At 61.6% G+C, this 23,383-nt stretch carries 24 protein-coding genes; 17 read left to right on the top strand and 7 right to left on the bottom strand.

What is annotated here, in order from left to right:
• The first annotated feature begins 71 nt into the window (after positions 1-71).
• Both EGJ27_RS13780 and EGJ27_RS13775 read left to right on the top strand, forming a co-directional pair.
• The gene (locus tag EGJ27_RS13780) at positions 72-569 is read left to right on the top strand and encodes a DUF6231 family protein (RefSeq protein WP_125831301.1); all 498 of its coding nucleotides are present in this window, start codon (positions 72-74) and stop codon (positions 567-569) included.
• A 3-nt stretch (positions 570-572) separates the two neighbouring features.
• A complete protein-coding gene (locus EGJ27_RS13775; RefSeq protein WP_125831300.1) occupies positions 573-1,046 on the top strand; it encodes a YchJ family protein in 474 nt (157 codons plus the stop codon).
• Between the two features lie 4 nt (positions 1,047-1,050).
• Here the strand turns inward: EGJ27_RS13775 and EGJ27_RS13770 are convergent, their stop codons facing one another.
• The gene (locus EGJ27_RS13770) at positions 1,051-1,629 is read right to left on the bottom strand and encodes a hypothetical protein (protein ID WP_125831299.1); all 579 of its coding nucleotides are present in this window, start codon (positions 1,627-1,629) and stop codon (positions 1,051-1,053) included.
• Between the two features lie 119 nt (positions 1,630-1,748).
• Here EGJ27_RS13770 and EGJ27_RS13765 point away from each other — a divergent pair, with 119 nt between their 5' ends.
• Positions 1,749-2,222 (top strand): LEA type 2 family protein, encoded by a 474-nt coding sequence (locus EGJ27_RS13765; protein WP_256672827.1) that lies wholly within the window; start codon positions 1,749-1,751, stop codon positions 2,220-2,222.
• 8 nt (positions 2,223-2,230) lie between these two features.
• On the opposite strand, the gene EGJ27_RS13760 is transcribed toward EGJ27_RS13765, so the two are convergent.
• The 3 genes from EGJ27_RS13760 to EGJ27_RS13750 all read right to left on the bottom strand — a co-directional run bounded on the left by EGJ27_RS13760 (position 2,231) and on the right by EGJ27_RS13750 (position 3,817).
• Positions 2,231-2,563, bottom strand: a complete 333-nt coding sequence (locus EGJ27_RS13760; protein WP_125831297.1) for an MFS transporter — start codon at positions 2,561-2,563, stop codon at positions 2,231-2,233.
• Positions 2,564-2,813: 250 nt separating this feature from the next.
• Positions 2,814-3,065 carry a DUF1654 domain-containing protein gene (locus tag EGJ27_RS13755; protein ID WP_125831296.1) on the bottom strand — a complete coding sequence of 84 codons (252 nt, stop codon included), beginning with the start codon at positions 3,063-3,065 and terminating at the stop codon, positions 2,814-2,816.
• 95 nt (positions 3,066-3,160) lie between these two features.
• Positions 3,161-3,817: a LexA family transcriptional regulator gene (locus EGJ27_RS13750; protein ID WP_125831295.1), complete on the bottom strand. Its 657-nt coding sequence runs from the start codon at positions 3,815-3,817 to the stop codon at positions 3,161-3,163.
• Positions 3,818-3,968: 151 nt separating this feature from the next.
• On the opposite strand from EGJ27_RS13750, the gene EGJ27_RS13745 reads away from it, so the two are divergent.
• The 12 genes from EGJ27_RS13745 (at position 3,969) to pdeM (ending at position 18,260) form a co-directional block, all read left to right on the top strand.
• On the top strand, positions 3,969-4,169 hold the full coding sequence (locus EGJ27_RS13745) for an SEC-C metal-binding domain-containing protein (RefSeq protein ID WP_125831294.1): 201 nt from the start codon (positions 3,969-3,971) through the stop codon (positions 4,167-4,169).
• 108 nt (positions 4,170-4,277) lie between these two features.
• Positions 4,278-4,922 carry a glutathione binding-like protein gene (locus tag EGJ27_RS13740; RefSeq protein ID WP_125831293.1) on the top strand — a complete coding sequence of 215 codons (645 nt, stop codon included), beginning with the start codon at positions 4,278-4,280 and terminating at the stop codon, positions 4,920-4,922.
• Positions 4,923-5,140: 218 nt separating this feature from the next.
• Positions 5,141-7,561, top strand: a complete 2,421-nt coding sequence (locus tag EGJ27_RS13735; RefSeq protein WP_125831292.1) for a penicillin acylase family protein — start codon at positions 5,141-5,143, stop codon at positions 7,559-7,561.
• A gap of 105 nt (positions 7,562-7,666) precedes the next feature.
• Entirely contained in the window at positions 7,667-8,704 is a 1,038-nt protein-coding gene (locus EGJ27_RS13730; protein ID WP_125831291.1) for a ligase-associated DNA damage response exonuclease, read from the top strand.
• Positions 8,701-10,404, top strand: a complete 1,704-nt coding sequence (locus EGJ27_RS13725) for an ATP-dependent DNA ligase (RefSeq protein WP_125831290.1) — start codon at positions 8,701-8,703, stop codon at positions 10,402-10,404. The genes EGJ27_RS13730 and EGJ27_RS13725 overlap by 4 nt, the downstream gene beginning before the upstream one ends.
• A gap of 313 nt (positions 10,405-10,717) precedes the next feature.
• A complete protein-coding gene (locus EGJ27_RS13720; RefSeq protein WP_125831289.1) occupies positions 10,718-11,500 on the top strand; it encodes a transporter substrate-binding domain-containing protein in 783 nt (260 codons plus the stop codon).
• Positions 11,501-11,610: 110 nt separating this feature from the next.
• A complete protein-coding gene (locus EGJ27_RS13715; protein ID WP_125831288.1) occupies positions 11,611-12,339 on the top strand; it encodes an ABC transporter permease in 729 nt (242 codons plus the stop codon).
• Positions 12,336-13,046, top strand: a complete 711-nt coding sequence (locus EGJ27_RS13710) for an ABC transporter permease (RefSeq protein ID WP_125831287.1) — start codon at positions 12,336-12,338, stop codon at positions 13,044-13,046. The genes EGJ27_RS13715 and EGJ27_RS13710 overlap by 4 nt, the downstream gene beginning before the upstream one ends.
• A 9-nt stretch (positions 13,047-13,055) precedes the next feature.
• Positions 13,056-14,174: a succinylglutamate desuccinylase/aspartoacylase family protein gene (locus EGJ27_RS13705; RefSeq protein ID WP_125831286.1), complete on the top strand. Its 1,119-nt coding sequence runs from the start codon at positions 13,056-13,058 to the stop codon at positions 14,172-14,174.
• 9 nt (positions 14,175-14,183) lie between these two features.
• Positions 14,184-14,948: an ABC transporter ATP-binding protein gene (locus tag EGJ27_RS13700; protein ID WP_125831285.1), complete on the top strand. Its 765-nt coding sequence runs from the start codon at positions 14,184-14,186 to the stop codon at positions 14,946-14,948.
• Positions 14,949-15,114: 166 nt separating this feature from the next.
• Positions 15,115-17,607: a ligase-associated DNA damage response DEXH box helicase gene (locus EGJ27_RS13695; protein WP_125831284.1), complete on the top strand. Its 2,493-nt coding sequence runs from the start codon at positions 15,115-15,117 to the stop codon at positions 17,605-17,607.
• A complete protein-coding gene (pdeM, locus tag EGJ27_RS13690) occupies positions 17,604-18,260 on the top strand; it encodes a ligase-associated DNA damage response endonuclease PdeM (protein ID WP_125831283.1) in 657 nt (218 codons plus the stop codon). The genes EGJ27_RS13695 and pdeM overlap by 4 nt, the downstream gene beginning before the upstream one ends.
• Positions 18,261-18,393: 133 nt before the next feature.
• Here pdeM and EGJ27_RS13685 read toward each other — a convergent pair whose 3' ends face one another.
• Positions 18,394-18,618 (bottom strand): hypothetical protein, encoded by a 225-nt coding sequence (locus EGJ27_RS13685; protein ID WP_125831282.1) that lies wholly within the window; start codon positions 18,616-18,618, stop codon positions 18,394-18,396.
• Between the two features lie 109 nt (positions 18,619-18,727).
• On the bottom strand, positions 18,728-19,294 hold the full coding sequence (gene dcd, locus EGJ27_RS13680) for a dCTP deaminase (RefSeq protein WP_125831281.1): 567 nt from the start codon (positions 19,292-19,294) through the stop codon (positions 18,728-18,730).
• A 319-nt stretch (positions 19,295-19,613) separates the two neighbouring features.
• On the opposite strand from dcd, the gene EGJ27_RS13675 reads away from it, so the two are divergent.
• Complete coding sequence (locus EGJ27_RS13675; RefSeq protein ID WP_002554837.1) at positions 19,614-19,823, top strand: cold-shock protein; 210 nt, start codon at positions 19,614-19,616, stop codon at positions 19,821-19,823.
• 122 nt (positions 19,824-19,945) lie between these two features.
• On the opposite strand, the gene apbC is transcribed toward EGJ27_RS13675, so the two are convergent.
• Positions 19,946-21,040, bottom strand: a complete 1,095-nt coding sequence (gene apbC / locus EGJ27_RS13670; protein WP_125831280.1) for an iron-sulfur cluster carrier protein ApbC — start codon at positions 21,038-21,040, stop codon at positions 19,946-19,948.
• Positions 21,041-21,213: 173 nt separating this feature from the next.
• On the opposite strand from apbC, the gene metG reads away from it, so the two are divergent.
• Positions 21,214-23,268, top strand: coding sequence for a methionine--tRNA ligase (gene metG, locus EGJ27_RS13665; RefSeq protein ID WP_125831279.1), 2,055 nt, complete (start codon positions 21,214-21,216; stop codon positions 23,266-23,268).
• The last annotated feature ends 115 nt before the right edge of the window (positions 23,269-23,383 follow it).

The raw sequence follows: 23,383 nt of genomic DNA, 5'->3' as shown, positions 1-23,383 counted from the left end.
TTCCGGGCGCCGACGTGCTTTGCAGTGAGTGCCGGGCAGGCTAGTCTTGCAGGTCACCATGAGGATTTTCGATGAGCGTCGGCTTTTCCACCCGCACACCCCAGCAAGCGCTGGCCGCCCTGCTCGACCGTTACGCACCCGCCAGCGTGCTGCTGATCGGCGTGCAGGATTTTCCGGCACTGCAAGCCTTCCAGGACGCGCATCCGGACACCCGGCTGGCGCGGGCAGTGCCCGGTGCCCTGCCGCCTGAACTGGCCGCGCGCCGCTTTGACCTGGCGTTGGTGGTCGACTGCCTCGAACATCTGCCCAAACGCACCGGCCTTGAGTTGCTCGGCGGCATTCGCAACCTCAACGCCAGCCGGATTGCCGTGCTGGCCGACCTGCACGCGTGCGGCTGGCAGGAAACCGATTTCTTTTCGCTGGCCCTGCAAGCCAGCGAGCGTTTCACCCGCGACGAGCAGGTCCTGACGCTGTTCACCTACGACCTGCGCGAATACAAACAAGTCCCTGACTGGTTGAACGCCAAGTATTGGGCCAACCCTGAAAACTTCGGCAAATATTGGTGGTGATTCATGAGTAGTGCTATTTGCCCGTGCGGCAGCGGGGATTTGCTGCTGGCCTGCTGCGGTCATTATCACGCCGGGCTGCCTGCGCCGTGCGCCGAGAAACTGATGCGCTCGCGCTACAGCGCCTACGTGCTGGGCCTGATCGATTACCTGCTGGACACCACGTTGCCTGCGCAACGCGCCGGGCTGGATCGCGAGGCCATGGCGCAGTGGAGCGCGCAGAGCACTTGGCTGGGGCTGGAGGTCGAGAGTTCGGAAGTGTTCGGCGGCAAGCCCGAGCATGCGCTGGTGACCTTCACCGCCCGCTGGCACGACGGCAGTGGCGAGCACAGTCATCGCGAGCGTTCGGGTTTCGTTCAGAATCAGGGCCGCTGGTATTTCATCGACCCCACCGTGCCGTTGAGTGCTGGCCGCAACGACGCCTGCCCTTGCGGCAGTGAACTCAAGTTCAAGAAGTGCTGCGCAAGCTACGCAGCGTGACGGTTTAAACCACCTTCAGGTGCGAGGTGTCCGGCGCGGGTCTGGCCTTGGGCTTGGGCGCCTGCCCCATGTCGCTGCCTGCCGGCGCCAGGCTCAAGCCGGACAAATCCAGGTTCGGCGCCAGCGGCGCGGGTTTCGGGTCCTGCATGTCGCTGCCGGGCCGGGCCAGCTCGAAGTCCGGTGCGACCACATCAACGAACGCCGCCGCATAAACGTCGCGCGGGCCGGCCTGCTCGGCGGGTTCTACTCGTGGCAGCGCTGTGCGACCGGCAGGCGCCGTCTTGCGAGTCCAGGTCGGTTCGTCCGGTGGCGGCGCCAGTTCGACCTCTTCCATGACCTGCTCTTGGACCGCAGGCGTCATCGCCACGACCTGCACACGGGCGCCGGCACGTTCCATCGTGGCGCGATATTTTTCGGCGATGTCGGCGTCGAGATTGTTTTTCAGTACCAACCGTCGCCCGGACAACAGCAGCTCCAGACGCTGGGCATCGGCCTGGAACAGCTTGCCCAGATTGGCCTTGACCCGTTCGGGCTGGGCACCGTCGACCAGTTCACCGAAGAAGACAATTTCATATTGAGGCATGGTGGGTACTCATGTTGCACACCCAGGGAGTATGGCGCAGCGTCGGCAATACGGACAACCCGATTGCCCCTGCCCTTCGAGTTGCTAAACTCAGCCCTCATACGGAGCAAGTGGCACCCATGACAAGAACCATAAGCCTCGCCGTGCTGACCCTCGTGTTGAGCGGCTGCTCGATGTGGAGCACCTCACCCTATCGGGACCCGGACATTCATTTGCTCAAGGTCCAGGTGGTCAAGGCCAGACTGGTGCAGCAGGATTTCAATCTGCTGTTCAGGGTCGAGAACGACAATGACTCGCGCATTCTGGTCCGCGGCTTGCGCTACAAGATCATGCTCAATGACATGATGCTTGCCGATGACAAGTCCAGCGACTGGTTCTTCGTCCCCGCTCACGGCCACAAGACATTCACGGTGCCGGTCAGGACCAACCTGTGGAAACACCTCAAGCCTATCTCCAGGATGCTGAAAAAACCTGACCGGCCCATTCGTTATCGCCTGGAAGGCAAACTCAAGACCGGTCTTCTGTTCAGAGACACCGTGGCAGTGGGACGCAGTGGCGAAATCGTCCCCGGCGCTCTGGTGCAGGACCACTGAAAACCGGATCAGCGGCCGTCGAACCGGTTGCGAACCAGCTCTGTGAGAAACTTCCAGATGTCCGCCGCCAGCAGTGCGCGGTTGATCGCCGCCATTGATGCTCCGCCGAACGACCCCAGCAGAAACCCTACGCCCGCGACATTGCGAGGGTCGGCGATGCCCAGGTAATTGCTGGCGATACCGGTCAGGTAGACCGAGCAGGTGGCCCCGGTGATCACGAAGATGATTCTGGCGCGCCAGTCGACCAGTTCGGTCTTGTGCCACCAACCGGAGATCACCGCGCCCAACAGCCCGGCCATCAGCCATTCACTTCTTTGCGCCAACTCGCCCAACCATTCCATATGCCTGACTCCTTGTACGGGACAAAAAGGCCGTTGTGAGCCAGGCGCGTTGAACGGGCCATTGCGATGCCGCAAGGGGTTCAGCAGGTGTGGCTTGCAACGTCTGGAAGTCGACTGGGGCAACGGAAGGGCGTTCCGCTGTAACATTCGACCCTGGAATGAATTTAAGCATTCTTAAATTTACAGTCAAGCATGCTGAATAATGGATGACGGACGGTAGGAAAGAAAAGCCCGCGGGCGCGGGCTTCGGTCAGTTATCGATGTACCGCTGCCAACCAATGCGAACCGCCCCGTCTTCGAGCCGCTCCACCTGGATGCCGTCGGTTTCCTCGATTTCGAGCAGCACCCGGTCCCAGCCTTCCTGCGGTTCATCATCGAGCCGACTGACGAGAACCCACTGGACTTTCTGAACCTTGGGCGCCGATACCAGACGCTGGATACGTCGACCGATCAGCTCATAGCCGGACGGCGTGCAGGCCCTGGCATTGACGTTATTCACCATGACGAACTCCTCAATGAAGTACTGTACATAAATACAGTATTCCAATCCCGGAATTCCGGCAAGGTCATCACTTGAAAATGACCCGGCTCGCGCCGCTACAACCTGGCGGTCATCCGCACCGCCACGCCAATGATCCGGCAGTCAGGGCCGCATTCGATCATCTTGTAGGCCGGATTGAGCGGCTTTAGGTAACGCACGCCGCCATCCTCCACCAGCTTTTTGAAAGTGGCCTCGTTGCTCGCCGGCAGCTTGGCGATGACCAGTTTTCCGGGCAGCACTTCGGCTTCGGTGTCGATCAGGATCATCATGCCTTCCGGGACGCTCAGCCCGCTGGGTGCGGTCATCGAGTCGCCCTTGACCTCCAGCCAGAACGCCGGACCCTTGGAGTCGTAGTCCGAGATTTCATAACGGTCGGAAAAGCCTTCGGGATACGGCTCCACCGCTTCTTCCCAGGACCCGGCCGACACCCAGCTGATGACCGGGTAACGGAACGACATGCGCGGTTGGTGGATGTCGGCGACGTTGGCGTCTACCTGAGCCTCGCGCTGCGGACCTTCGCCGATGGCCAGCCACTCGGCGCGAAAGCCTGTTGCCCTGGCCAGCGCATACAGGTTCTCGGGACGCAGGCTTTTGCTCTCTCCGGAAATCCACTGGGTGACAGCGGAATTGGCGACCCCGCACAGCGCGGCGATCTCGCCCTTCTTCTTGCCGCTGGCCTCGATGGCCCTGGCGATACGTTGGTGTCTGTTCATGGCTGAATGGCCGCAAGTCAGTGAGTCAGTGAAACCGGTTGAAACTAAGCATACTTAAAAATGTATCAGCTTTCCTGAAAAAAACACTGGGATACTGCTCGACGTGCATTTACGAGATAATGCGCACCGATTTTTCTTGCGGAGTACACCGATGAACCAGCACGCCCATGTTCATGGCCCTGATTGCAACCACGACCATGACCACGATGACCACCAGCACGGTCATGTCCACGGCCCGAACTGCGGCCATGCGCACCAGGAGCCGGTGCGCAACGCTTTGAAGGACGTGGGTCGCAACGATCCTTGCCCGTGCGGCAGCGAGAAGAAATTCAAGAAATGCCACGGCGCCTGATGCGCCGATCGTTTCGCCAACGGCCTGCCTCGCAGGCCGTTTTCATTTGTGCGATGGCATGAGGGAAGAGTAAAACAGTGGGTTTTGGTCACCCACATGGAGCCTTCGATGATCGACCTTCACTACTGGACCACCCCCAACGGCCACAAAGTTACCCTGTTTCTCGAAGAGACCGGCCTGCCGTACAAGATCTTCCCGGTCAATATCGGCAAGGACGAGCAGTTCAAACCCGAGTTTCTGAAAATTGCCCCCAACAACCGCATTCCGGCCATTGTCGATCATGAGCCGGCCGATGGCGGCGAGCCGCTGAGCCTGTTCGAATCCGGCGCCATCCTGCTGTACCTGGCCGAAAAGACCGGTCGCTTCATTCCCAAGGATCTGCGCGGCCGTCAGGAAGCACTGCAGTGGCTGTTCTGGCAAATGGGCGGCCTGGGTCCGATGGCTGGGCAGAATCACCATTTCAATCGCTTCGCCAAGGAAAAGATCCCCTACGCCATCGAGCGCTATATCAATGAAACCGCCAGACTCTACGGCGTGCTGAACAAGCGCCTGGCAGACCGTGACTTCGTGGCCGGCAGCGAATACAGCATCGCCGACATGGCGATCTATCCGTGGATCGTGCCGCACACGTATCAGGAACAGGACCTCAACGACTTCCCGCACCTCAAGCGCTGGTTCGACAGCATCGCCGACCGCGACGCTACCAAGCGTGCGTACGCGCTGGTAGACCAGATCAATCCGCCGAAGGATTGATCGGTTAGAAGCCAGCGGCAGACGATCTGTCTTGCTGGCGAAGAGGCCAGAAAGCCTGTAGCTGGATCGGCCGAAAATGAGTCTTCGCCAGCAAGCTGGCTCCCGCGGGAGGCCGGTTTCTGAAATGCATTGAAATAAACATCCTTCCCATCTTGCGTGGCGCTGGCCTGCTCTCTAACGTAGCGACTTTTGTACGCTATCCCTCCAGGAGCTTGCCCATGGCCTCGCCCGCCTTTTCATCTTTTGTCCCACGATTGGGCGTTGCTGCCGCTGCGGCGGGTTTCCTGAGCCTTGCCGGTTGCCAACTGACTGGTGGTGACAGTGACACGCTGATTCCCGGCGTCGGGACCTTTCCAGTCAAGGGGCTGGCACAGAACGTATCGGTGCGGCGCAACATGCTGGGCATGCCGCTGATCGAAAGCAGCTCCTACCACGACGCGCTATTCACTCTGGGTTACGTACACGCCGGCGACCGCATCACGCAAATGCTCAGCATGCGCTTGCTGGCCCAGGGGCGGTTGGCGGAAATGGCCGGTGCCGATGCGCTGGAGGTCGACCGCCTGATGCGCTCGGCGAACCTCAAACAGAACGCCGGCGAGCTCTACAACGCTGCGTCGCCGCGCCTCAAACGCTTCTTCGAGGTCTACGCCCGTGGCGTGAACGCGTACCTGTTCCGTTATCGCGACAAGCTGCCGTCAGACCTCGCAGGCTCCGGTTATCGCCCTGAATACTGGAAGCCGGAAGACTCGGCGTTGATCTTCAGCCTGCTCAATTTCAGCCTGTCGGTGAACCTTCAGGAAGAGTTGTCGGCCCTGGTGCTGGCGCAGAAGGTCGGTGCCGACAAACTTGCCTGGCTGCTGCCGACCTACCCGGATGAACCGTTGCCGTTCGCTGAAGCCGACAAACTCAAGGGCCTGAACCTGAACAATCAGGTCGCAAGCCTGGCAGACCTGAACAAGGTCGCGCTGCACCTCACTGACCTGAACATGCTGGGCGCTGCTGCGTCGAGCAACTGGGCCATCGCACCGCAACGCAGCCGCAGCGGCAAAAGCCTGCTGGCCGCCGACCTGCAATTACCGGCCGGCAGCCACTCGGCCTGGAGCTTCGTGCAGATTCGCGCACCGAAATACCAGGCCTCGGGCGTAACCCTCGCGGGCCTGCCGCTGGTGCTCAGCGGTTTCAACGGCAAGCTGGCCTGGAGCATGAGTAACGTCAAAGGCGACAACCAGGATCTGTTCCTGGAAAAGATCAAGCGCGAGAACAATCGCCTGATGTACATGGCCGACGGCAAGTGGCTTCCCGCAGTCGCCCATGAAGAAACCTTTCTGATCAAAGGCGGCCGCCCGATCCGTGAAACCGTCTACGCCACGCGCCACGGCGCCCTGCTGAATGCCGGCGCCACCCCGCTGGGCAACGGCCTGGGACTGGCGCTGCAGACGCCGGACTTCAAGGACGACAAGAGCCTGGATGCGTTCTTCGATCTGTCCCGCGCCCCCAAGGTCGAGCGCGCCTTCGACACCAGCCGCGAGATCCGCGCCATCACCCTGAACATGGTGTTCGCCGATGCGTCGAACATCGGCTGGCAAGTCACCGGGCGCTTCCCGAATCGCCGCGACGGCCAGGGCCTGCTGCCTTCGCCTGGCTGGGACGGCCAGTACGACTGGGACGGTTTCGCCGACCCGATGCTGCACCCTTACGATCAAGATCCACGCCAGGGCTGGCTGGGAACCGCGAACCAGCGGACCATTCCCAAAGGCTACGGCATGCAGCTGTCCAACTCCTGGGGCAGCCCGGAACGTGCCGAACGGATTGCGGAACTGGCCAACGGTGCCAGGCAGGACACCCGCAGCACCATCGCCATGCAATACGACCAGACCACCACGTTCGCCGCCAAGCTCAAGCTGATGTTCGAAGCGCCGGGTATGGTCAAGCCGCTCAGGCAAGCCATCGATGCCCTGCCTGACGCCGAGCGCAGCAAGGCCCGCGAGGCCTACACTCGCCTGATGAAGTTCGACGGCAAGCTTGCCGCCGGTTCCGCCGACGCCGCGCTTTACGAGCTGTTCCTGCAGGAAAGCGCACGCCAGACGTTCCTCGACGAGTTGGGGCCGCAAGACAGCCCGGCCTGGCAGGCGCTGGTGGCGAATGCCAACACCTCGTATCCGGCGCAGGCCGACCATCTGCTGGGCCGTGAAGATAGCCCGTACTGGGATGACATCAAGACCGCGCAACAGGAAGACAAACCGGCAATCCTCGCGCGCAGCCTTGCCGGCGCCATCACCCGCGGCGACAGCCTGCTGGGTGCCGATCACAACGCCTGGCAATGGGGCGCGCTGCATCGCGATGCGGACAAGCGAGCGACTGGCGGCGATCACAGCACGCTGAACGTTTCCGGCTATGCATGGGGCAGCGATCTGGATGCGCGCACCGCGCCTGGGCTGCGCATGGTCGTGGATTTCAGCCTGGTGGAGCCGATGATGGGGCTCATCAGCACCGGCCAGTCCGGCAACCCGGCAAGTCCGTACTTTGCCAACAGCGCCGAGCCGTGGCTCAAGGCGCAGTACATGTCGATCCCGTTGCAACAGCAGAATTATGAAAAGGGCTACGGCAAACAGCGCCTGACGCTGACGCCCGGGAAATAACCCCGTTGTGGGAGCGGAGCGCCGCCCGGTCCGCTCCCACAGAATCCTCGAACTTCCCGCACTACCCCGGCTCATAGCTAACAAGCCCATCCATATGGTTGTCCCATGGATCTTGTCATTGCTCGGCCCGAAGGTTTGTATTGCCCTCCCGGTGATTTCTATATCGACCCGTGGCGTCCGGTGGAGCGGTCGGTGATTACCCACGGCCACGGCGACCACGCCCGGATGGGCAACACCCATTACCTGGCGGCGGCCAGCGGCGAAGGTATTCTGCGTTCGCGGCTGGGCCAGGACATCCGCCTGCAAACCCTCGAATACGGCGAGACCATCACCCACCATGGCGTCAAGCTGAGCCTGCATCCGGCCGGTCATGTGCTGGGGTCGGCGCAGGTCCGTCTGGAATACGAAGGCGAAGTCTGGGTCGCATCCGGCGACTACAAAGTCGAGCCCGACGGCACCTGCGCGCCGTTCGAGCCGGTGCGCTGCCACACCTTCATCACCGAATCGACCTTCGGCCTGCCGATCTATCAGTGGGAGCCGCAGGCGCAGATTTTTTCCGGCATCAACGATTGGTGGCGCGAGAACGCCGCGCAGGGCAAGGCCAGCGTGCTGTTCGCCTATTCCTTCGGCAAGGCGCAGCGCATCCTGCACGGCATCGACCCCCAGATCGGCCCGATCCTGGTCCATGGCGCCGTCGAACCGTTGAACAAGGTGTATCGCGAAGGCGGCATCCGCATTCCGGAAACCCAATACGCCGGAGACTTCAAGAAAACCGACCCGGCCTTGCGTCAGGCATTGATCATCGCGCCACCCTCGGCCGGTGGCAGCAGCTGGATGAAACGTTTCGGCGAGTACAGCGACGCATTCGCCAGCGGCTGGATGATGCTGCGCGGCACCCGGCGCAGACGTGGTGTGGATCGCGGCTTCGTGCTGTCCGATCACGCTGACTGGCCCGGCTTGCTGTGGGCCATCGAACAGACCGGCGCCGAACGGGTAATGGTCACCCACGGCTCGGTGGCGGTGCTGGTGCGTTACCTGCGCGAAACCGGACTCGACGCCCAGGGCTTCAGCACCGAATACGGCGACGAGGACGAAATGGCCACGGCGGCCGACACCCCCGCCGCTGAAGAGACGTCATCATGAAAGCTTTTGCCGAACTCTATTCGCGCCTGGACGCCACCACGTCGAGCAATGCCAAGCTGGCCGCCATGCGTGACTATTTCGCCCAGGCCACGCCGGAAGACGCGGCGTGGGCGGTGTACTTCCTGTCAGGCGGGCGGCCCCGACAACTGGTGCCGACCCGCGTGCTGCGCGAACAGGCCATGACCCTGGCCAGCCTGCCGGAATGGCTGTTCGAGGAAAGCTATCAGGCGGTGGGCGACCTGGCCGAAACCCTGTCACTGCTGTTGCCCCAGGCCGAACACAGCAATGACCAGGGTCTGGCAGTCTGGATGGAAGACAAGTTGCTGCCGCTGCGTGGCCTGCCGCCTGAAGAACTGGCCGAGCGCTTGCCGGCGTTCTGGTCGCAACTGGATCGCATCAGCCTGATGGTCTGCATCAAACTGATTACCGGCAGTTTCCGGGTCGGTGTTTCCAAATTGCTGGTGACTCGCGCCCTCGCGGCACTGGCCGACATCGACAGCAAGCGCGTGGCCCAGCGGTTGGTGGGTTATACCGATCTGTCGCACCGGCCCAGCGCAGAGCGTTACCTGAAACTGATTGCCGCCGAATCGGAAGACGAACATGCCCAGCGCGGCGGCCAGCCCTACCCTTTTTTCCTGGCCCACGCGTTGCAGCAGCCCACCGACCAGTTCGAGACACTGCTCGGCCCGGTGGAGCAGTGGCAGGTGGAATGGAAGTGGGACGGCATTCGGGCGCAACTGGTCAAGCGTGACGGGCGGTTGTGGATCTGGTCGCGGGGCGAGGAACTGGTGACCGATCGTTTCCCCGAACTGCACAGCCTGGCCGCATGCCTGCCCGACGGCACGGTGATCGATGGCGAAATCGTGGTCTGGAAGGCGCCGGAAGTGGAAGTCGGCGCAGAAGCGGCCTTCGAGCTGAACGACGATGCCCATCAACCAGCGCCTTCGGTGCAGCCTTTCGCATTGCTGCAACAGCGGATTGGCCGCAAAACCTTGGGCAAAAAGATTCTCGCCGACGTGCCGGTGGTGGTGCTCGCCTACGATCTACTGGAATGGCAAGGCCACGACTGGCGCAGCCGCCCGCAACATGAGCGGCGCACTCAGCTGGAGCAGTTGATCGACAGCTGCCGCAGCCCGGTGCTGATGCCCTCCCCTGTTCTTCAAGGCAAAGACTGGCGCGACTTCGACACCCAGCGTGAGGCCTCACGCAGCCTAGGGGTCGAAGGCATGATGCTCAAGGCGCGGGAGTCGCTGTATGGCGTCGGTCGCACCAAAGACATGGGCGTGTGGTGGAAATGGAAGGTCGATCCATTCAGCGTCGATGCGGTATTGATCTATGCACAGCGCGGCCACGGACGCCGCGCCAGCCTTTATACCGACTACACCTTCGCCGTCTGGGACGGGCCACCGGAGTCCAGAGAGCGTACGCTGGTGCCGTTTGCCAAGGCCTATTCCGGGCTGACGGACGATGAGATGCGCAAGGTCGACGCCATCATCCGCAAGACCACCATCGAGAAATTCGGCCCGGTGCGCAGCGTCACGCCCAGCCTGGTGTTCGAGCTGGGCTTCGAGGGCATTGCTCTGTCCAAGCGTCACAAGAGCGGCATTGCCGTGCGCTTCCCCAGGATGCTGCGCTGGCGCCAGGACAAGCCGGTGGCGGAAGCCGACAGCCTGGCGACATTGCAGGATTTGCTTGGATAGCGCACCAGAAAAGTGCGCCTGATTATCAACGCACCAAATCAGGCCTCTTGCACCTGTAGCAGCCAGCTCGCTGGCGAACGCCATCGTAGGGCTAGGCAAATGCCGTCTGACCGGGCCTAGTCACGACCAAGGTCGGTCCTACAGCGATCCGTACGCCTCGCCGTGCATTGATTCAAAAATGCGACACGCCCGTACACTTCAAACGCACGTTTGCTCCGTTGGTTCAAAACTTGCTATCTGATATCAATCTGGCACCTGCCGGTAGCAAACTTCGCGTGTTCCCAACACCCCTCTAGGTTTTAAGGACTGAACGATGAAAAAAGCATGGCTGACTCTCTCTGCACTGGCTCTGTGCCTGGCCGCTGGCAACGCAATGGCCAAGGAATACAAGGAACTGCGCTTCGGCGTCGATCCTTCCTACGCGCCGTTTGAATCCAAGGCCGCCGACGGCAGCCTGGTGGGCTTCGATATCGATCTGGGCAACGCGATCTGCAAAGAGCTGAAAGTCACCTGCAAGTGGGTTGAAAGCGACTTCGACGGCATGATCCCTGGCTTGAAAGCCCGTAAGTTTGACGGCGTGATCTCGTCGATGACCGTCACCCCGGCTCGCGAAAAAGTCATCGATTTCTCTAACGAACTGTTCTCCGGCCCGACGTCGCTGGTGTTCAAGAAAGGTGCAGGCCTGACCGCCGACCCGGCCAGCCTCAAAGGCAAGACCGTCGGCTACGAGCAAGGCACCATCCAGGAAGCGTATGCCAAGGCCGTACTGGACAAGGCCGGCGTGACCACCAAGGCTTACCAGAATCAGGACCAGGTTTACGCGGACCTGACTTCCGGTCGCCTTGACGCTTCCATCCAGGACATGCTGCAGGCCGAACTGGGCTTTTTGAAGTCGCCGGCCGGTGCCGATTATGAAGTGAGCGAGGCCGTCGACAGCCCGTTGCTGCCGGCCAAGACCGCCGTGGGTATCGCGAAAGGTAACAAAGAGCTCAAGGCGTTGTTGGATAAAGGTATCAAAGCGTTACACGACGACGGTACCTACGCCGAAATCCAGAAAAAACACTTTGGCGATCTGAACCTGTATAGCGGTAAATAACACCCCAACGCCCATCGACTTCGGCGATGATCCGCCGCTCCTTCGATGGGCGGCAAATCTTGCCGCGGTCGATGGACGTTTTTGTCTGTTGACCGCGCAAGGCTTTATCCATGCTCGATACACTCATGCACTCTCTGGGACTTTCGGCGTTCAGCCTCAAGGGCTTTGGCCCGCTGCTGATGCAGGGCACCTGGATGACCATCAAATTATCGCTGCTGTCGCTGGCGCTGAGCATTGTGCTCGGCCTGATCGGCGCCAGCGCAAAACTGTCCGGCTCGGCGCTGTTGCGCATTCCTGCTCAGCTATACACCACCCTGATCCGCGGCGTGCCTGACCTGGTGCTGATGCTGCTGATCTTCTACAGCCTGCAAACCTGGCTGACCCTGCTGACCGACGCCATGGAATGGGAATACATCGAGATCAACCCGTTCGGCGCCGGCGTGATTACCCTGGGCTTCATCTACGGCGCCTATTTCACCGAAACCTTCCGCGGCGCGATTCTCTCGGTGCCGCGCGGCCAGGTCGAAGCGGCCATCGCCTATGGCCTCAAACGCGGCCAACGATTTCGCTACGTGGTGTTTCCGCAAATGATGCGTTATGCACTGCCGGGCATCGGCAATAACTGGCAGGTGTTGCTCAAGGCCACCGCCCTGGTGTCGATCATCGGTCTGGCCGATCTGGTCAAGGCATCACAGGATGCCGGCAAGAGCACGTACCAGTTGTTCTACTTCCTGGTGCTGGCCGCGCTCATCTATCTGGTGATCACCAGTGCGTCGAACTTCGCCCTGCGCTGGGCTGAACGGCGTTACGCTGCCGGCAGCCGGGAGGCGCAACGATGATCGAATTGCTTCAGGAATACTGGAAACCCTTCCTTTATAGCGACGGGGTAAACGTTACCGGTCTGGCGATGACCATGTGGCTGCTCAGCGCGTCCATCGCCATCGGCTTTTGCCTGTCGATTCCGCTGTCGATTGCCCGAGTGTCGAAAAAGCGCTGGGTGCGCTGGCCGGTTCAGTTCTACACCTACCTGTTCCGGGGGACGCCGCTCTATATACAGCTGCTGATCTGCTACACCGGCATCTACAGCATTGCCGCGGTGCGCGAACAGCCGATGCTGGATGCCTTCTTTCGCGATGCGATGAACTGCACCATCCTGGCGTTCACGCTCAATACCTGCGCCTACACCACCGAGATCTTCGCCGGCTCGATCCGCAGCATGGCCCATGGTGAAGTGGAAGCGGCCAAGGCCTACGGCCTGACGGGCTGGAAGCTGTACGCCTACGTGATCATGCCGTCGGTGCTGCGTCGCTCGCTGCCGTACTACAGCAACGAAGTGATCCTGATGCTGCATTCGACCACCGTGGCCTTTACCGCCACGGTGCCGGACATTCTCAAAGTGGCGCGGGACGCCAACTCGGCCACCTTCATGACCTTCCAGTCGTTCGGGATCGCCGCGCTGATGTACCTGACCGTCACCTTCATTCTGGTCGGCCTGTTTCGCCTTGCCGAACGCCGTTGGCTGGCTTTTCTCGGCCCCGCTCACTAGGAATCGACCATGCAGCACAACACCCACGATCTGCTGTCGCCGGTGCCGGGCACCGGGCGGCAGGTTCACAGCTTCCATTACGGCCCGCAGGATGGCGGTCGCAAGGTCTACATCCAGGCTTCGCTGCATGCCGACGAACTGCCGGGCATGCTGGTGGCCTGGTACCTCAAGCAGCGACTGGCAGAGCTGGAAAGCGCCGGCCGGCTGTTGGGCGAGATTGTCGTGGTGCCGGTTGCCAATCCCATCGGCCTGGAACAGGTATTGATGGACACCCCGCTGGGCCGTTACGAGCTGGAGAGCGGTGAGAACTTCAACCGCTGGTTCGTTGATCTGGCCCAGCAGGTGGGCGACGAAATCGAACCGCACCTGAGCGCCGATGCTGCGCAGAACCAGACGCTGATTCGCGACAGCCTGCGCCGCGCGTTGCACGAGCAGGTCGCCGGCACCCAGTTGCAATCGCTGCGCCTGACCCTGCAACGGCTGGCGTGCGATGCCGACATGGTGCTGGACCTGCATTGCGACTTCGAGTCGGTGGAACATGTCTACACCACACCCGAAGCCTGGCCGAAGGTCGAACTGCTGTCGCGCTACCTCGGTGCCCAGGCCAGCCTGCTGGCGACCGATTCCGGCGGTCACTCGTTCGACGAATGCTTCACGCTGGTGTGGTGGAAACTGCAGCAGCGATTCGACGCGCGTTGCGAGATTCCATCAGGCAGTTTTTCAGTCACCGTCGAGCTGCGCGGCCAGGGCGATGTCAGCCATGCCCTCGCCAGCCGCGACTGTCAGGCGATCATCAGCTACCTGATCAACTTCGGTGTCATCGATGGCGATGCTGCACCCGCCCCCGAACTGCTCTACCCCGCCACGCCACTGGCCGCTGTCGAACCGGTGACCAGCCCGGTCGGCGGACTGCTGGTGTTCTGTGCCATGCCCGGCGAACACGTCGAGGCCGGTCAGTTGATCGCCGACGTCATCGACCCGATCAGTGATGCCGTCACGCCGGTTCATGCTGCCAACGCCGGGCTGCTCTACGCCCGCTCGCTGCGCCGCATGGCAACCGCCGGCATGGCCATCGCCCACGTTGCAGGCACCCAGGCCTACCGCAGCGGCTATCTACTTTCTCCTTGAGGTCCAGACATGTACAAACTCACCATCGACGGCCTGCATAAAAGCTATGGCGACAACGAGGTGCTCAAGGGTGTTTCGCTCAAGGCCAGCAGCGGCGATGTGATCTGCCTGATCGGCGCCAGCGGCTCGGGCAAAAGTACCTTCCTGCGCTGCATCAATTTTCTTGAGCAACCCAACGACGGCGCCATGAGCCTGGACGGCCAGCAGGTGCAAATGGTCAGCGACAAGGACGGCATGCGCGTGGCCGATCCTCAGGAGCTGCAACGCATCCGCACCCGGCTGGCCATGGTGTTTCAGCATTTCAACCTGTGGGCGCATATGACCGTGCTGGAGAACATCACCATGGCGCCGCGCCGGGTACTTGGGGTGTCGAAAGCCGAAGCGGAAAAACGTGCCCGGATGTATCTGGACAAGGTCGGTTTGCCGGAACGCGTCGCCGATCAATACCCGGCGTTTCTCTCCGGTGGCCAACAACAGCGCGTGGCCATTGCCAGGGCGCTGGCGATGGAGCCGGAGATCATGCTGTTCGACGAGCCGACCTCGGCCCTTGACCCGGAACTGGTGGGGGAAGTGCTGAAGGTGATTCAAGGCCTGGCCGAAGAAGGCCGCACCATGATCCTGGTGACCCACGAAATGGGCTTTGCCCGCAAGGTCGCCAACCAGGTGGTGTTCCTGCACAAAGGCCGGATCGAAGAGTCCGGCCACCCGGATGAAGTGCTCAACAACCCCAAGAGCGAGCGGTTGCAGCAGTTTCTCAGCGGGAATCTGAAATAACCATCGGCTTGCATCTCCCTCTTCGCCAGCAAGCCGGCTCCGACAGGCTATCCCATCTGCAAGATCCGCCTTGCTGGCGAAGGCGTTCGAGAGCACACATCCTTTAAAACTATCTCCCACTCACTGCTGTCTCTGACTTATCTCCCCTCAGAGCACACCCGACTGGATGAGCAGACCCACCGATTTCGCTCAGCGATGGTTTTCGGCCCGAGGCTGGAAGCCGTTTCCCTTTCAGAAAGAAGTCTGGGCGGCGGTCAGGAAAGGTGAGTCCGGGCTGCTGCATGCCAGCACCGGCTCCGGCAAGACCTACGCCGTGTGGTTCGCCGCTCTCAATCGCTTCGCAAAAGCCAATCCGCCGCCCGCCGATGACAAGCCCCGCAAACGCAAGCCGCCCGCCGCGCCATTGAGCGTGATGTGGATCACGCCGATGCGCGCGCTGGCCGCCGACACGGCGCGCGCCCTTGAGGCGCCGTTGAGCGATCTCGACATTCCCTGGACGGTTGGCCTGCGCACCGGCGACACCAGCAGCAGCGAGCGTGCTCGCCAGGGCCGACGCCTGCCCTCGGCGCTGATCACCACGCCCGAGAGCCTGACGCTGCTATTGACCCGCGCCGACGCCCAAACCACGCTGTCGACGCTTCGCGTCGTGGTCGTGGACGAATGGCACGAGTTGATCGGCAACAAGCGTGGCGTTCAGCTGCAATTGGCCTTGGCTCGCCTGCGGCGCTGGAATCCGCAACTGATCGTGTGGGGCATTTCCGCGACCCTGGGCAATCAAGAGCATGCTCAACAGGTGTTGCTCGGCGACGGCGGGGTGACCGTGCAGGGCAAGATCGTCAAGGACCTGACAGTCGATACCTTGCTGCCACCGTCCATCGAACGTTTTCCCTGGGCCGGACACATGGGATTGCGAATGCTGCCTCAGGTAGTGGCCGAAGTTGACGGCAGCGCCAGTTGCCTGGTGTTCACCAATACCCGCTCGCAATCGGAAATCTGGTATCAGGCACTGCTGGAAGCGCGGCCGGATTGGGCCGGCTTGATCGCCCTGCACCACGGCTCGCTGGCGCGCGAGGTTCGCGACTGGGTCGAGCGTGCGCTCAAGGAAGGCCAGCTCAAGGCGGTGGTGTGCACGTCGAGCCTGGACCTGGGCGTCGACTTCCTGCCGGTGGAACGTGTCCTGCAAATCGGTTCGCCCAAAGGTATCGCCCGCTTGATGCAGCGTGCCGGTCGCTCCGGCCACGCCCCAGGTCGCCCGTCGCGAGTCACCCTGGTGCCGACCCACAGCCTGGAGCTGGTGGAAGCCGCAGCCGCTTGCACCGCCGTGGCGGCGCGCATGATCGAGCCGCGCGAATCGCCACGCCAACCGCTGGACGTGCTGGTCCAGCATCTGGTCAGTGTCGCCCTCGGCGGCGGTTTCCTGCCCGATGAGCTGTTGGCCGAAGTGCGCACCGCCTGGGCCTATCGTGACCTCACCGACGAGCAGTGGCACTGGGCGCTGGCCTTCGTGCGCAACGGTGGCCATTCGCTCACCGCCTACCCCGATTATCGTCGCGCCGAACCGGATGAGCATGGCGTCTGGCGCGTGCCGGACGCCCGCTTGGCTCGTCGCCACCGCATGAGCGTCGGCACCATCGTCAGCGACGCCAGCATCAACCTCAAGTACTGGAAGAAAGGAGGCGGCGGTGGCTCGCTGGGCAGCGTCGAAGAGGGCTTCATTGCGCGCCTGAGGCCGGGCGACGGTTTCCTGTTCGCCGGTCGGGTGCTGGAACTGGTGCGCGTGGAAAACATGACCGCCTACGTCAAACGCGCCACAGGCAAGAAAGCCGCGGTGCCGCGCTGGAATGGCGGGAGAATGCCGCTGTCCAGCGAACTGGCCGATGCGGTGGTGGAAAAATTCGACGCCGCCGCGCACGGCGAATTCCTCAGCCCGGAAATGCAGGCGGTGCGCCCGTTGCTGGAAGTCCAGCAGCAGTGGTCCGGCCTACCGCGACGCAATACGCTGCTGGCGGAAACCCTGAAATCACGGGAGGGCTGGCATCTGTTTCTCTATCCCTTCGCCGGTCGCCATGTACATCTGGGCCTGGCGAGCCTGCTGGCCTGGCGGTTGGGCCGGGACACGCCGCTGACTTTCTCCATCGCCGTCAACGACTATGGCCTGGAATTGCTCAGCGCCAGCGAAGTGAACTGGGTTCAGGCGCTGGACAGTGGGTTGTTCAGTCAGGATCGGTTGATGGAAGACATCATCGCCAGCCTGAACGCGGGCGAACTGGCGCTGCGCAGGTTCCGGGAAATCGCCCGGATCTCGGGGCTGGTATTTTCCGGCTACCCGGGCGCATCGAAGAGTAACCGCCAACTGCAGGCATCCAGCGGGCTGTTCTTTGAGGTCTTCAAACGCTACGACGCCGGCAATATGCTGTTGACCCAGGCCGAGGAGGAAGTCTTGCGTCAAGAGCTGGACCTGGCGCGGCTTGAGCACACGCTGGAACAGATCAACGACCGGACCCTGGACATGCATGTCATCAAACGCGCGACGCCCTTGGCGTTTCCCCTGCTGGTGGAACGCTTCCGGGAAAGCCTGAGTTCGGAAAAACTCGCCGACCGGATTGCGCGCATGGTGCGTGATCTGGAGAAAGCCGCCGGACCGGAGACCGAGCATTGAGCCCTTACCAAGTCGTCACCCTGGCCGGCGCCGAGCTATGGCTGCTGGCCGACAAGGCCATCTATTACCCCGCGCACCGTGCGTTGCTGATTGCCGACGCGCACTTCGGCAAGGCCGCCGCCTATCGCAAACTGGGCCAGCCGGTGCCCCACGGCACGACTCAGGTCAATCTGCAGCGGCTGGACCGGCTGCTGGCCGATTACGACGTCGGCCACCTGATCTTCCTGGGGGACTTTCTCCACGCCCCCGAGTCCCATGCGGCAGGCACCTTGAGCGCGCTGCGCACATGGCGTGCCCGACATGCGCAGCTAAGCATCACACTGATTCGCGGCAACCACGACAAACGCGCCGGTGATCCGCCGGCCGAGCTGAACATCGAGGTGGTTGAAGAACCCTTGATTCTGGGGCCGTTTGCGCTGCAACACGAGCCGGACGCGCACCCGTCGCTGCATGTCCTGGCCGGGCACGTTCACCCGGTCTACCGGTTGCGTGGAAGAGGCCGGCAAAGCTTGCGCCTGGCCTGCTTCTACCTCGATGCGCATGTCAGCCTGATGCCTGCGTTCGGCGAATTCACCGGCGGCTATGCCATCGAACCGACCGACCGCAGCAGCGTGTATGTCACTGGCGACGGGGCGATCTGGGGTGTGCGGTGATACCGCTTTTACCGCGAGGCTGAAACGCTTCATCAGCCCTCGATCGCCACTCGTCGCCAGTCATTGACCTGCCCGCTCGCCCACGCGGAATGCGCCGGGCGGCATGGCACATCAGGGCAGATTCAGGGAAGGGTCAGGCTACAGGCGCAGGAGGTGGCTCGTCAGGAATGGTAGGTTCACCCGGCTCGGTGGGTTCCTGGAACGGGGTATCCGGGTCAGGCTGACCTGGGATTCCGCCGCCGACCATGTTGAATTGCGCGTGCAGATGCGAATGCGCGAGCAACGACCAGGCCAGCAGTCCGATCTCGTTGGGCGGAGGAGACGTTTCCCGGTCAGATGTTTTGTAGTCGGTCTTCATAGGGCACTCCGATCAGCGGCCCCGCGCACAAAATGTATGCGGGGACATGTCAGCCAATAGAGTGCATAAAACTGTATTAATTCAATTTGCGTCAGCGCGAAATCGAAAATCAGGTACGTGGCAGAGTGACGCCACGCTGGCCCTGATACTTGCCCCCACGGTCCTTGTAGGACACTTCACATTCCTCGTCAGACTCAAGGAACAGCATCTGCGCCACACCTTCGTTGGCGTAGATCTTGGCCGGCAGCGTGGTGGTGTTGGAGAACTCGAGGGTCACGTGGCCTTCCCATTCCGGCTCCAGCGGCGTCACGTTGACGATGATGCCGCAGCGCGCGTAGGTGCTCTTGCCCAGACAGATGGTCAGCACGTTACGCGGAATGCGGAAGTACTCGACGGTGCGTGCCAGGGCAAACGAGTTGGGCGGGATGATGCACACGTCGCTCTTGACGTCGACGAAGCTCTTCTCGTCGAAGTTTTTCGGATCGACGGTCGCCGAGTTGATGTTGGTGAACACCTTGAATTCATCCGCACAACGCACGTCGTAGCCGTAGCTGGAAACGCCAAAGGAGATCACCCGGTCGGCGCCCTCGCCACGCATCTGGCGCTCGACGAAGGGCTCGATCATGCCTTGCTCTTGCGCCATGCGGCGAATCCACTTGTCCGATTTGATGCTCATGGCGGTGTCCTGAATAACGAGGTGAAGAAAGATGTGCCGCATCTTACCGGGCCGGGGCCTTGCGTTCAAAGGTCACGCAAGGCCGCTTCGCTTGCCGGACGTGCCGTTTTTCACCCGTCAGGAAATAATCTCGACAGACCATTGGCACGTTCCGCAAAAAGGGTTAAGGTGGCGCCACTGTGTTGCTTGTGTCACTGAGAATCTCTACACGATGTTGAATTTCGATCCAACCATCTCCATGAATTTTCCAGCTCTTTGCACTCAGTCTCGGCCAGGGCTCTTCCTGAGTCGCAGTTAACTTTGTCCAAGGAGATACATCATGTCCAATCGCCAAACTGGTACCGTTAAGTGGTTCAACGATGAAAAAGGCTTCGGCTTCATCACTCCACAGTCCGGTGACGACCTGTTCGTGCACTTCAAAGCTATCCAGTCCGACGGCTTCAAGAGCCTGAAAGAAGGCCAACAGGTTTCTTTCATCGCTACCCGCGGTCAGAAAGGCATGCAGGCTGAGGAAGTTCAAGTTATCTAACTTGTACTGAATCGCTTGAAAAACCCCGCCCTCAAAAGCGGGGTTTTTTATTGCCTGGATTTTCTCGAGTCCTGTGGGAGCGGTCCCGCCCGGTCCGCTCCCACAGGTCTTGGCGGCTGTCGTCAGTCGTCACTCACCGAAATGGTCGGCATCGCCGGGCTGGCAGCTTCCTGCAGCACGATGCGCGCGCCTACATGGCGAGCCAGTTCCTGATAGACCATGGCGATCTGGCTTTCCGGCTCGGCAATCACTGTCGGCTTGCCTCCGTCGGCCTGCTCACGAATCAGCATCGACAGCGGCAGCGACGCCAGCAGTTCCACGTCGTACTGTGAGGCCAGCTTCTCGCCACCACCCTCACCGAACAGATGCTCGGCGTGACCGCAGTTCGAGCAGATGTGCACGGCCATATTCTCCACCACGCCCAGCACCGGGATGTTGACCTTGCGGAACATCTCGACGCCTTTCTTCGCGTCGAGCAGCGCCAGATCCTGAGGCGTGGTAACGATCACCGCGCCAGCCACCGGGACTTTCTGCGCGAGGGTCAACTGAATGTCGCCGGTACCGGGCGGCATGTCGATCACCAGGTAATCCAGATCATTCCATGCGGTCTGGGTCACCAGCTGCAGCAAGGCGCCGGACACCATCGGCCCTCGCCAGACCATCGGCGTATTGTCATCGGTCAGAAACGCCATGGACATCACTTCGACACCGTGGGCTTCGATGGGCACGAACCATTTCTGGTCCTTGATTTTTGGTCGGGTGCCTTCAGGAATGCCGAACATCACACCCTGGCTGGGGCCGTAGATATCGGCGTCGAGAATCCCGACCCGCGCACCTTCGCGGGCCAGCGCCAGCGCCAGATTGGCAGCGGTGGTGGATTTGCCCACGCCACCCTTGCCGGAGGCCACCGCCACGATGTTCTTTACATTGGCCAGGCCGGGCACCTGACCCTGGGCCTTGTGCGCGCTGATAACGCTGGCGATCTCGACCCGAGCCGCGGTCACGCCGTCAAGACCTTCCACGGCGGTTTTCAACACCTGAGCCCAGCCGCTCCTGAAAAGGCCGGCGGCGTAGCCCAGCTCCAGCTGCACGGTGACCTGGCCGCCCTGAATATCGATGGCCCGCACACAACCGGCACTGACCGGATCCTGGTTCATGTAAGGGTCGGTGTACTGGCGAAGAATCGTCTCCACCGCTGCGCGGTTGACTGCGCTCATGGGCTCACTCCGAAAAAGGCTGACTGAAACAGGCGGCTATCCTAACCGTTCTGACGGGCGGCGACATGGTTTCACTGCCAGTCCAGGACACTTCCCACGTCGCTAAACGGTGAAAAAAAATCCCCAGACCTTTATAGTGGCCGACCTCCGTTTCACTTCAAGTAGCCGAGCCCATGTCCGAGCCACGCCAGATTCTCGTTACCAGCGCCCTCCCCTATGCCAACGGTTCAATCCACCTTGGCCACATGCTCGAATACATCCAGACCGACATGTGGGTGCGGTACCAGAAACATCGCGGCAACCAGTGCACTTACGTGTGCGCTGACGACGCCCATGGCTCGGCCATCATGCTGCGCGCCGAACGCGAAGGCATCACGCCTGAGCAACTGATCGACAACGTCAACGCCGAGCACAGCGCCGATTTCGCCGATTTCCTGGTGGATTTCGACAATTTCCATTCGACCCACTCGGACGAAAACCGCGAACTGTCGAGCATGATCTACAAGCGTCTGCGCGACGCCGGGCACATCGCCACCCGTTCGATCACGCAGTATTTCGACCCGGAAAAGAAAATGTTCCTGGCCGACCGCTTCATCAAGGGCACCTGCCCGAAATGCGGCACCGAAGATCAGTATGGCGACAACTGCGAAAAATGCGGCGCGACCTACGCCCCTACCGACCTGAAAGATCCGAAATCGGCCATTTCCGGTGCCACGCCGGTGCTGAAGGATTCCAAGCATTTCTTCTTCGACCTGCCGGCCTTTGACGCCATGCTCAAGAGCTGGACGCGCAGCGGTGCCTTGCAGGACGCCGTCGCCAACAAGATCGCCGAATGGCTCGACTCGGGCCTGCAGCAGTGGGATATTTCCCGCGACGCGCCGTACTTCGGTTTTGAGATTCCCGACGAGCCGGGCAAGTATTTCTACGTCTGGCTGGACGCGCCGATCGGCTACATGGCCAGCTTCAAGAACCTGTGCGCCCGCCGCCCGGACCTGGACTTCGACGCCTACTGGGCCAAGGACTCCACCACCGAGCTGTACCATTTCATCGGCAAGGACATCGTCAATTTCCACGCCCTGTTCTGGCCGGCCATGCTCGAAGGCGCGGGCCTGCGCAAGCCTACGGCAGTGAACGTACACGGTTACATCACGGTAAACGGCCAGAAGATGTCGAAGTCGCGCGGCACCTTCATCAAGGCCCGTACCTATCTGGACCACCTGTCGCCGGAATACCTGCGCTACTACTACGCATCCAAGCTGGGCCGCGGCGTGGATGACCTGGACCTGAACCTCGAAGACTTCGTGCAGAAGGTCAACTCCGATCTGATCGGCAAGGTGGTGAACATCGCCAGCCGCTGCGCGGGCTTCATCCACAAGGGCAACGCAGGGGTGATGGTCGATACCAACGCTGCGCCGGAACTGACTGACGCGTTCCTGGCGGCAGCGCCGAGCATCGCCGAAGCCTACGAGGCGCGGGACTTTTCCCGTGCCATGCGCGAAACCATGGCCCTGGCCGACCGCGCCAACGCGTTCATCGCCGACAAGGCGCCCTGGGCGCTGGCCAAACAGGAAGGCAAGCAGGACGAAGTCCAGGCGGTATGCGCACTGGGCATCAACCTGTTCCGTCAACTGGTCATCTTCCTCAAGCCGGTCCTGCCGGCACTGGCCGCTGATGCCGAGAAATTCCTCAACGTGGCACCGCTGACCTGGGACGACCACAAAACGCTGTTGAGCAATCATCAGCTCAACCCGTTCACGGCGCTGATGACCCGTATCGACCCGGCGAAGATCGAAGCGATGACCGCAGCCTCCCGCGAAGACCTGGCAGATGGCAATGCCAATGCCGACGCCGACGCCGCGCCCAAGGGCAACGGTGAACTGACCAAGGACCCGCTGTCCGCAGAGATCGACTTCGAGGCGTTTGCCGCAGTCGACCTGCGCGTCGCCCTGATTCTCAAGGCCGAGCATGTCGAAGGTGCAGACAAGCTGCTGCGTCTGACCCTGGATATCGGTGACGAGCAGCGCAACGTGTTCTCCGGCATCAAGAGTGCCTACCCGAACCCGGCCGAGCTGGAAGGCCGCCTGACGATGATGATCGCCAACCTCAAGCCCCGGAAGATGCGCTTCGGCATTTCCGAAGGCATGGTGATGGCGGCAGGCCCCGGCGGAGAAGAAATCTATCTGCTCAGCCCGGATAGCGGTGCCAAGCCGGGCCAGCGGATCAAGTAAGCGCTCCAGGGCCCGGCATCCTTCGAGCGAAGGATGCCCGGGCCTTCATCCATCCTGCCTTGCATCCCCCCTGCAGTGAGGCAAACTCTCGATAACGCCTCCAGCGCTGAACCAT

Source organism: Pseudomonas sp. v388 (assembly GCF_003935425.1).
Taxonomy (GTDB): domain Bacteria; phylum Pseudomonadota; class Gammaproteobacteria; order Pseudomonadales; family Pseudomonadaceae; genus Aquipseudomonas.
Note: the sequence above shows the minus strand (reverse complement) of the source record. Positions and strands in the feature narration are given on the sequence as shown.

Coding starts and splice junctions, on each gene's coding strand:
- EGJ27_RS13780 (WP_125831301.1), top strand. CDS start 72: ATGAGCGTCGGCTTTTCCACCCGCACACCCCAGCAAGCGCTGGCCGCC.
- EGJ27_RS13775 (WP_125831300.1), top strand. CDS start 573: ATGAGTAGTGCTATTTGCCCGTGCGGCAGCGGGGATTTGCTGCTGGCC.
- EGJ27_RS13770 (WP_125831299.1), bottom strand. CDS start 1,629: ATGCCTCAATATGAAATTGTCTTCTTCGGTGAACTGGTCGACGGTGCC.
- EGJ27_RS13765 (WP_256672827.1), top strand. CDS start 1,749: ATGACAAGAACCATAAGCCTCGCCGTGCTGACCCTCGTGTTGAGCGGC.
- EGJ27_RS13760 (WP_125831297.1), bottom strand. CDS start 2,563: ATGGAATGGTTGGGCGAGTTGGCGCAAAGAAGTGAATGGCTGATGGCC.
- EGJ27_RS13755 (WP_125831296.1), bottom strand. CDS start 3,065: ATGGTGAATAACGTCAATGCCAGGGCCTGCACGCCGTCCGGCTATGAG.
- EGJ27_RS13750 (WP_125831295.1), bottom strand. CDS start 3,817: ATGAACAGACACCAACGTATCGCCAGGGCCATCGAGGCCAGCGGCAAG.
- EGJ27_RS13745 (WP_125831294.1), top strand. CDS start 3,969: ATGAACCAGCACGCCCATGTTCATGGCCCTGATTGCAACCACGACCAT.
- EGJ27_RS13740 (WP_125831293.1), top strand. CDS start 4,278: ATGATCGACCTTCACTACTGGACCACCCCCAACGGCCACAAAGTTACC.
- EGJ27_RS13735 (WP_125831292.1), top strand. CDS start 5,141: ATGGCCTCGCCCGCCTTTTCATCTTTTGTCCCACGATTGGGCGTTGCT.
- EGJ27_RS13730 (WP_125831291.1), top strand. CDS start 7,667: ATGGATCTTGTCATTGCTCGGCCCGAAGGTTTGTATTGCCCTCCCGGT.
- EGJ27_RS13725 (WP_125831290.1), top strand. CDS start 8,701: ATGAAAGCTTTTGCCGAACTCTATTCGCGCCTGGACGCCACCACGTCG.
- EGJ27_RS13720 (WP_125831289.1), top strand. CDS start 10,718: ATGAAAAAAGCATGGCTGACTCTCTCTGCACTGGCTCTGTGCCTGGCC.
- EGJ27_RS13715 (WP_125831288.1), top strand. CDS start 11,611: ATGCTCGATACACTCATGCACTCTCTGGGACTTTCGGCGTTCAGCCTC.
- EGJ27_RS13710 (WP_125831287.1), top strand. CDS start 12,336: ATGATCGAATTGCTTCAGGAATACTGGAAACCCTTCCTTTATAGCGAC.
- EGJ27_RS13705 (WP_125831286.1), top strand. CDS start 13,056: ATGCAGCACAACACCCACGATCTGCTGTCGCCGGTGCCGGGCACCGGG.
- EGJ27_RS13700 (WP_125831285.1), top strand. CDS start 14,184: ATGTACAAACTCACCATCGACGGCCTGCATAAAAGCTATGGCGACAAC.
- EGJ27_RS13695 (WP_125831284.1), top strand. CDS start 15,115: ATGAGCAGACCCACCGATTTCGCTCAGCGATGGTTTTCGGCCCGAGGC.
- EGJ27_RS13685 (WP_125831282.1), bottom strand. CDS start 18,618: ATGAAGACCGACTACAAAACATCTGACCGGGAAACGTCTCCTCCGCCC.
- dcd (WP_125831281.1), bottom strand. CDS start 19,294: ATGAGCATCAAATCGGACAAGTGGATTCGCCGCATGGCGCAAGAGCAA.
- EGJ27_RS13675 (WP_002554837.1), top strand. CDS start 19,614: ATGTCCAATCGCCAAACTGGTACCGTTAAGTGGTTCAACGATGAAAAA.
- apbC (WP_125831280.1), bottom strand. CDS start 21,040: ATGAGCGCAGTCAACCGCGCAGCGGTGGAGACGATTCTTCGCCAGTAC.
- metG (WP_125831279.1), top strand. CDS start 21,214: ATGTCCGAGCCACGCCAGATTCTCGTTACCAGCGCCCTCCCCTATGCC.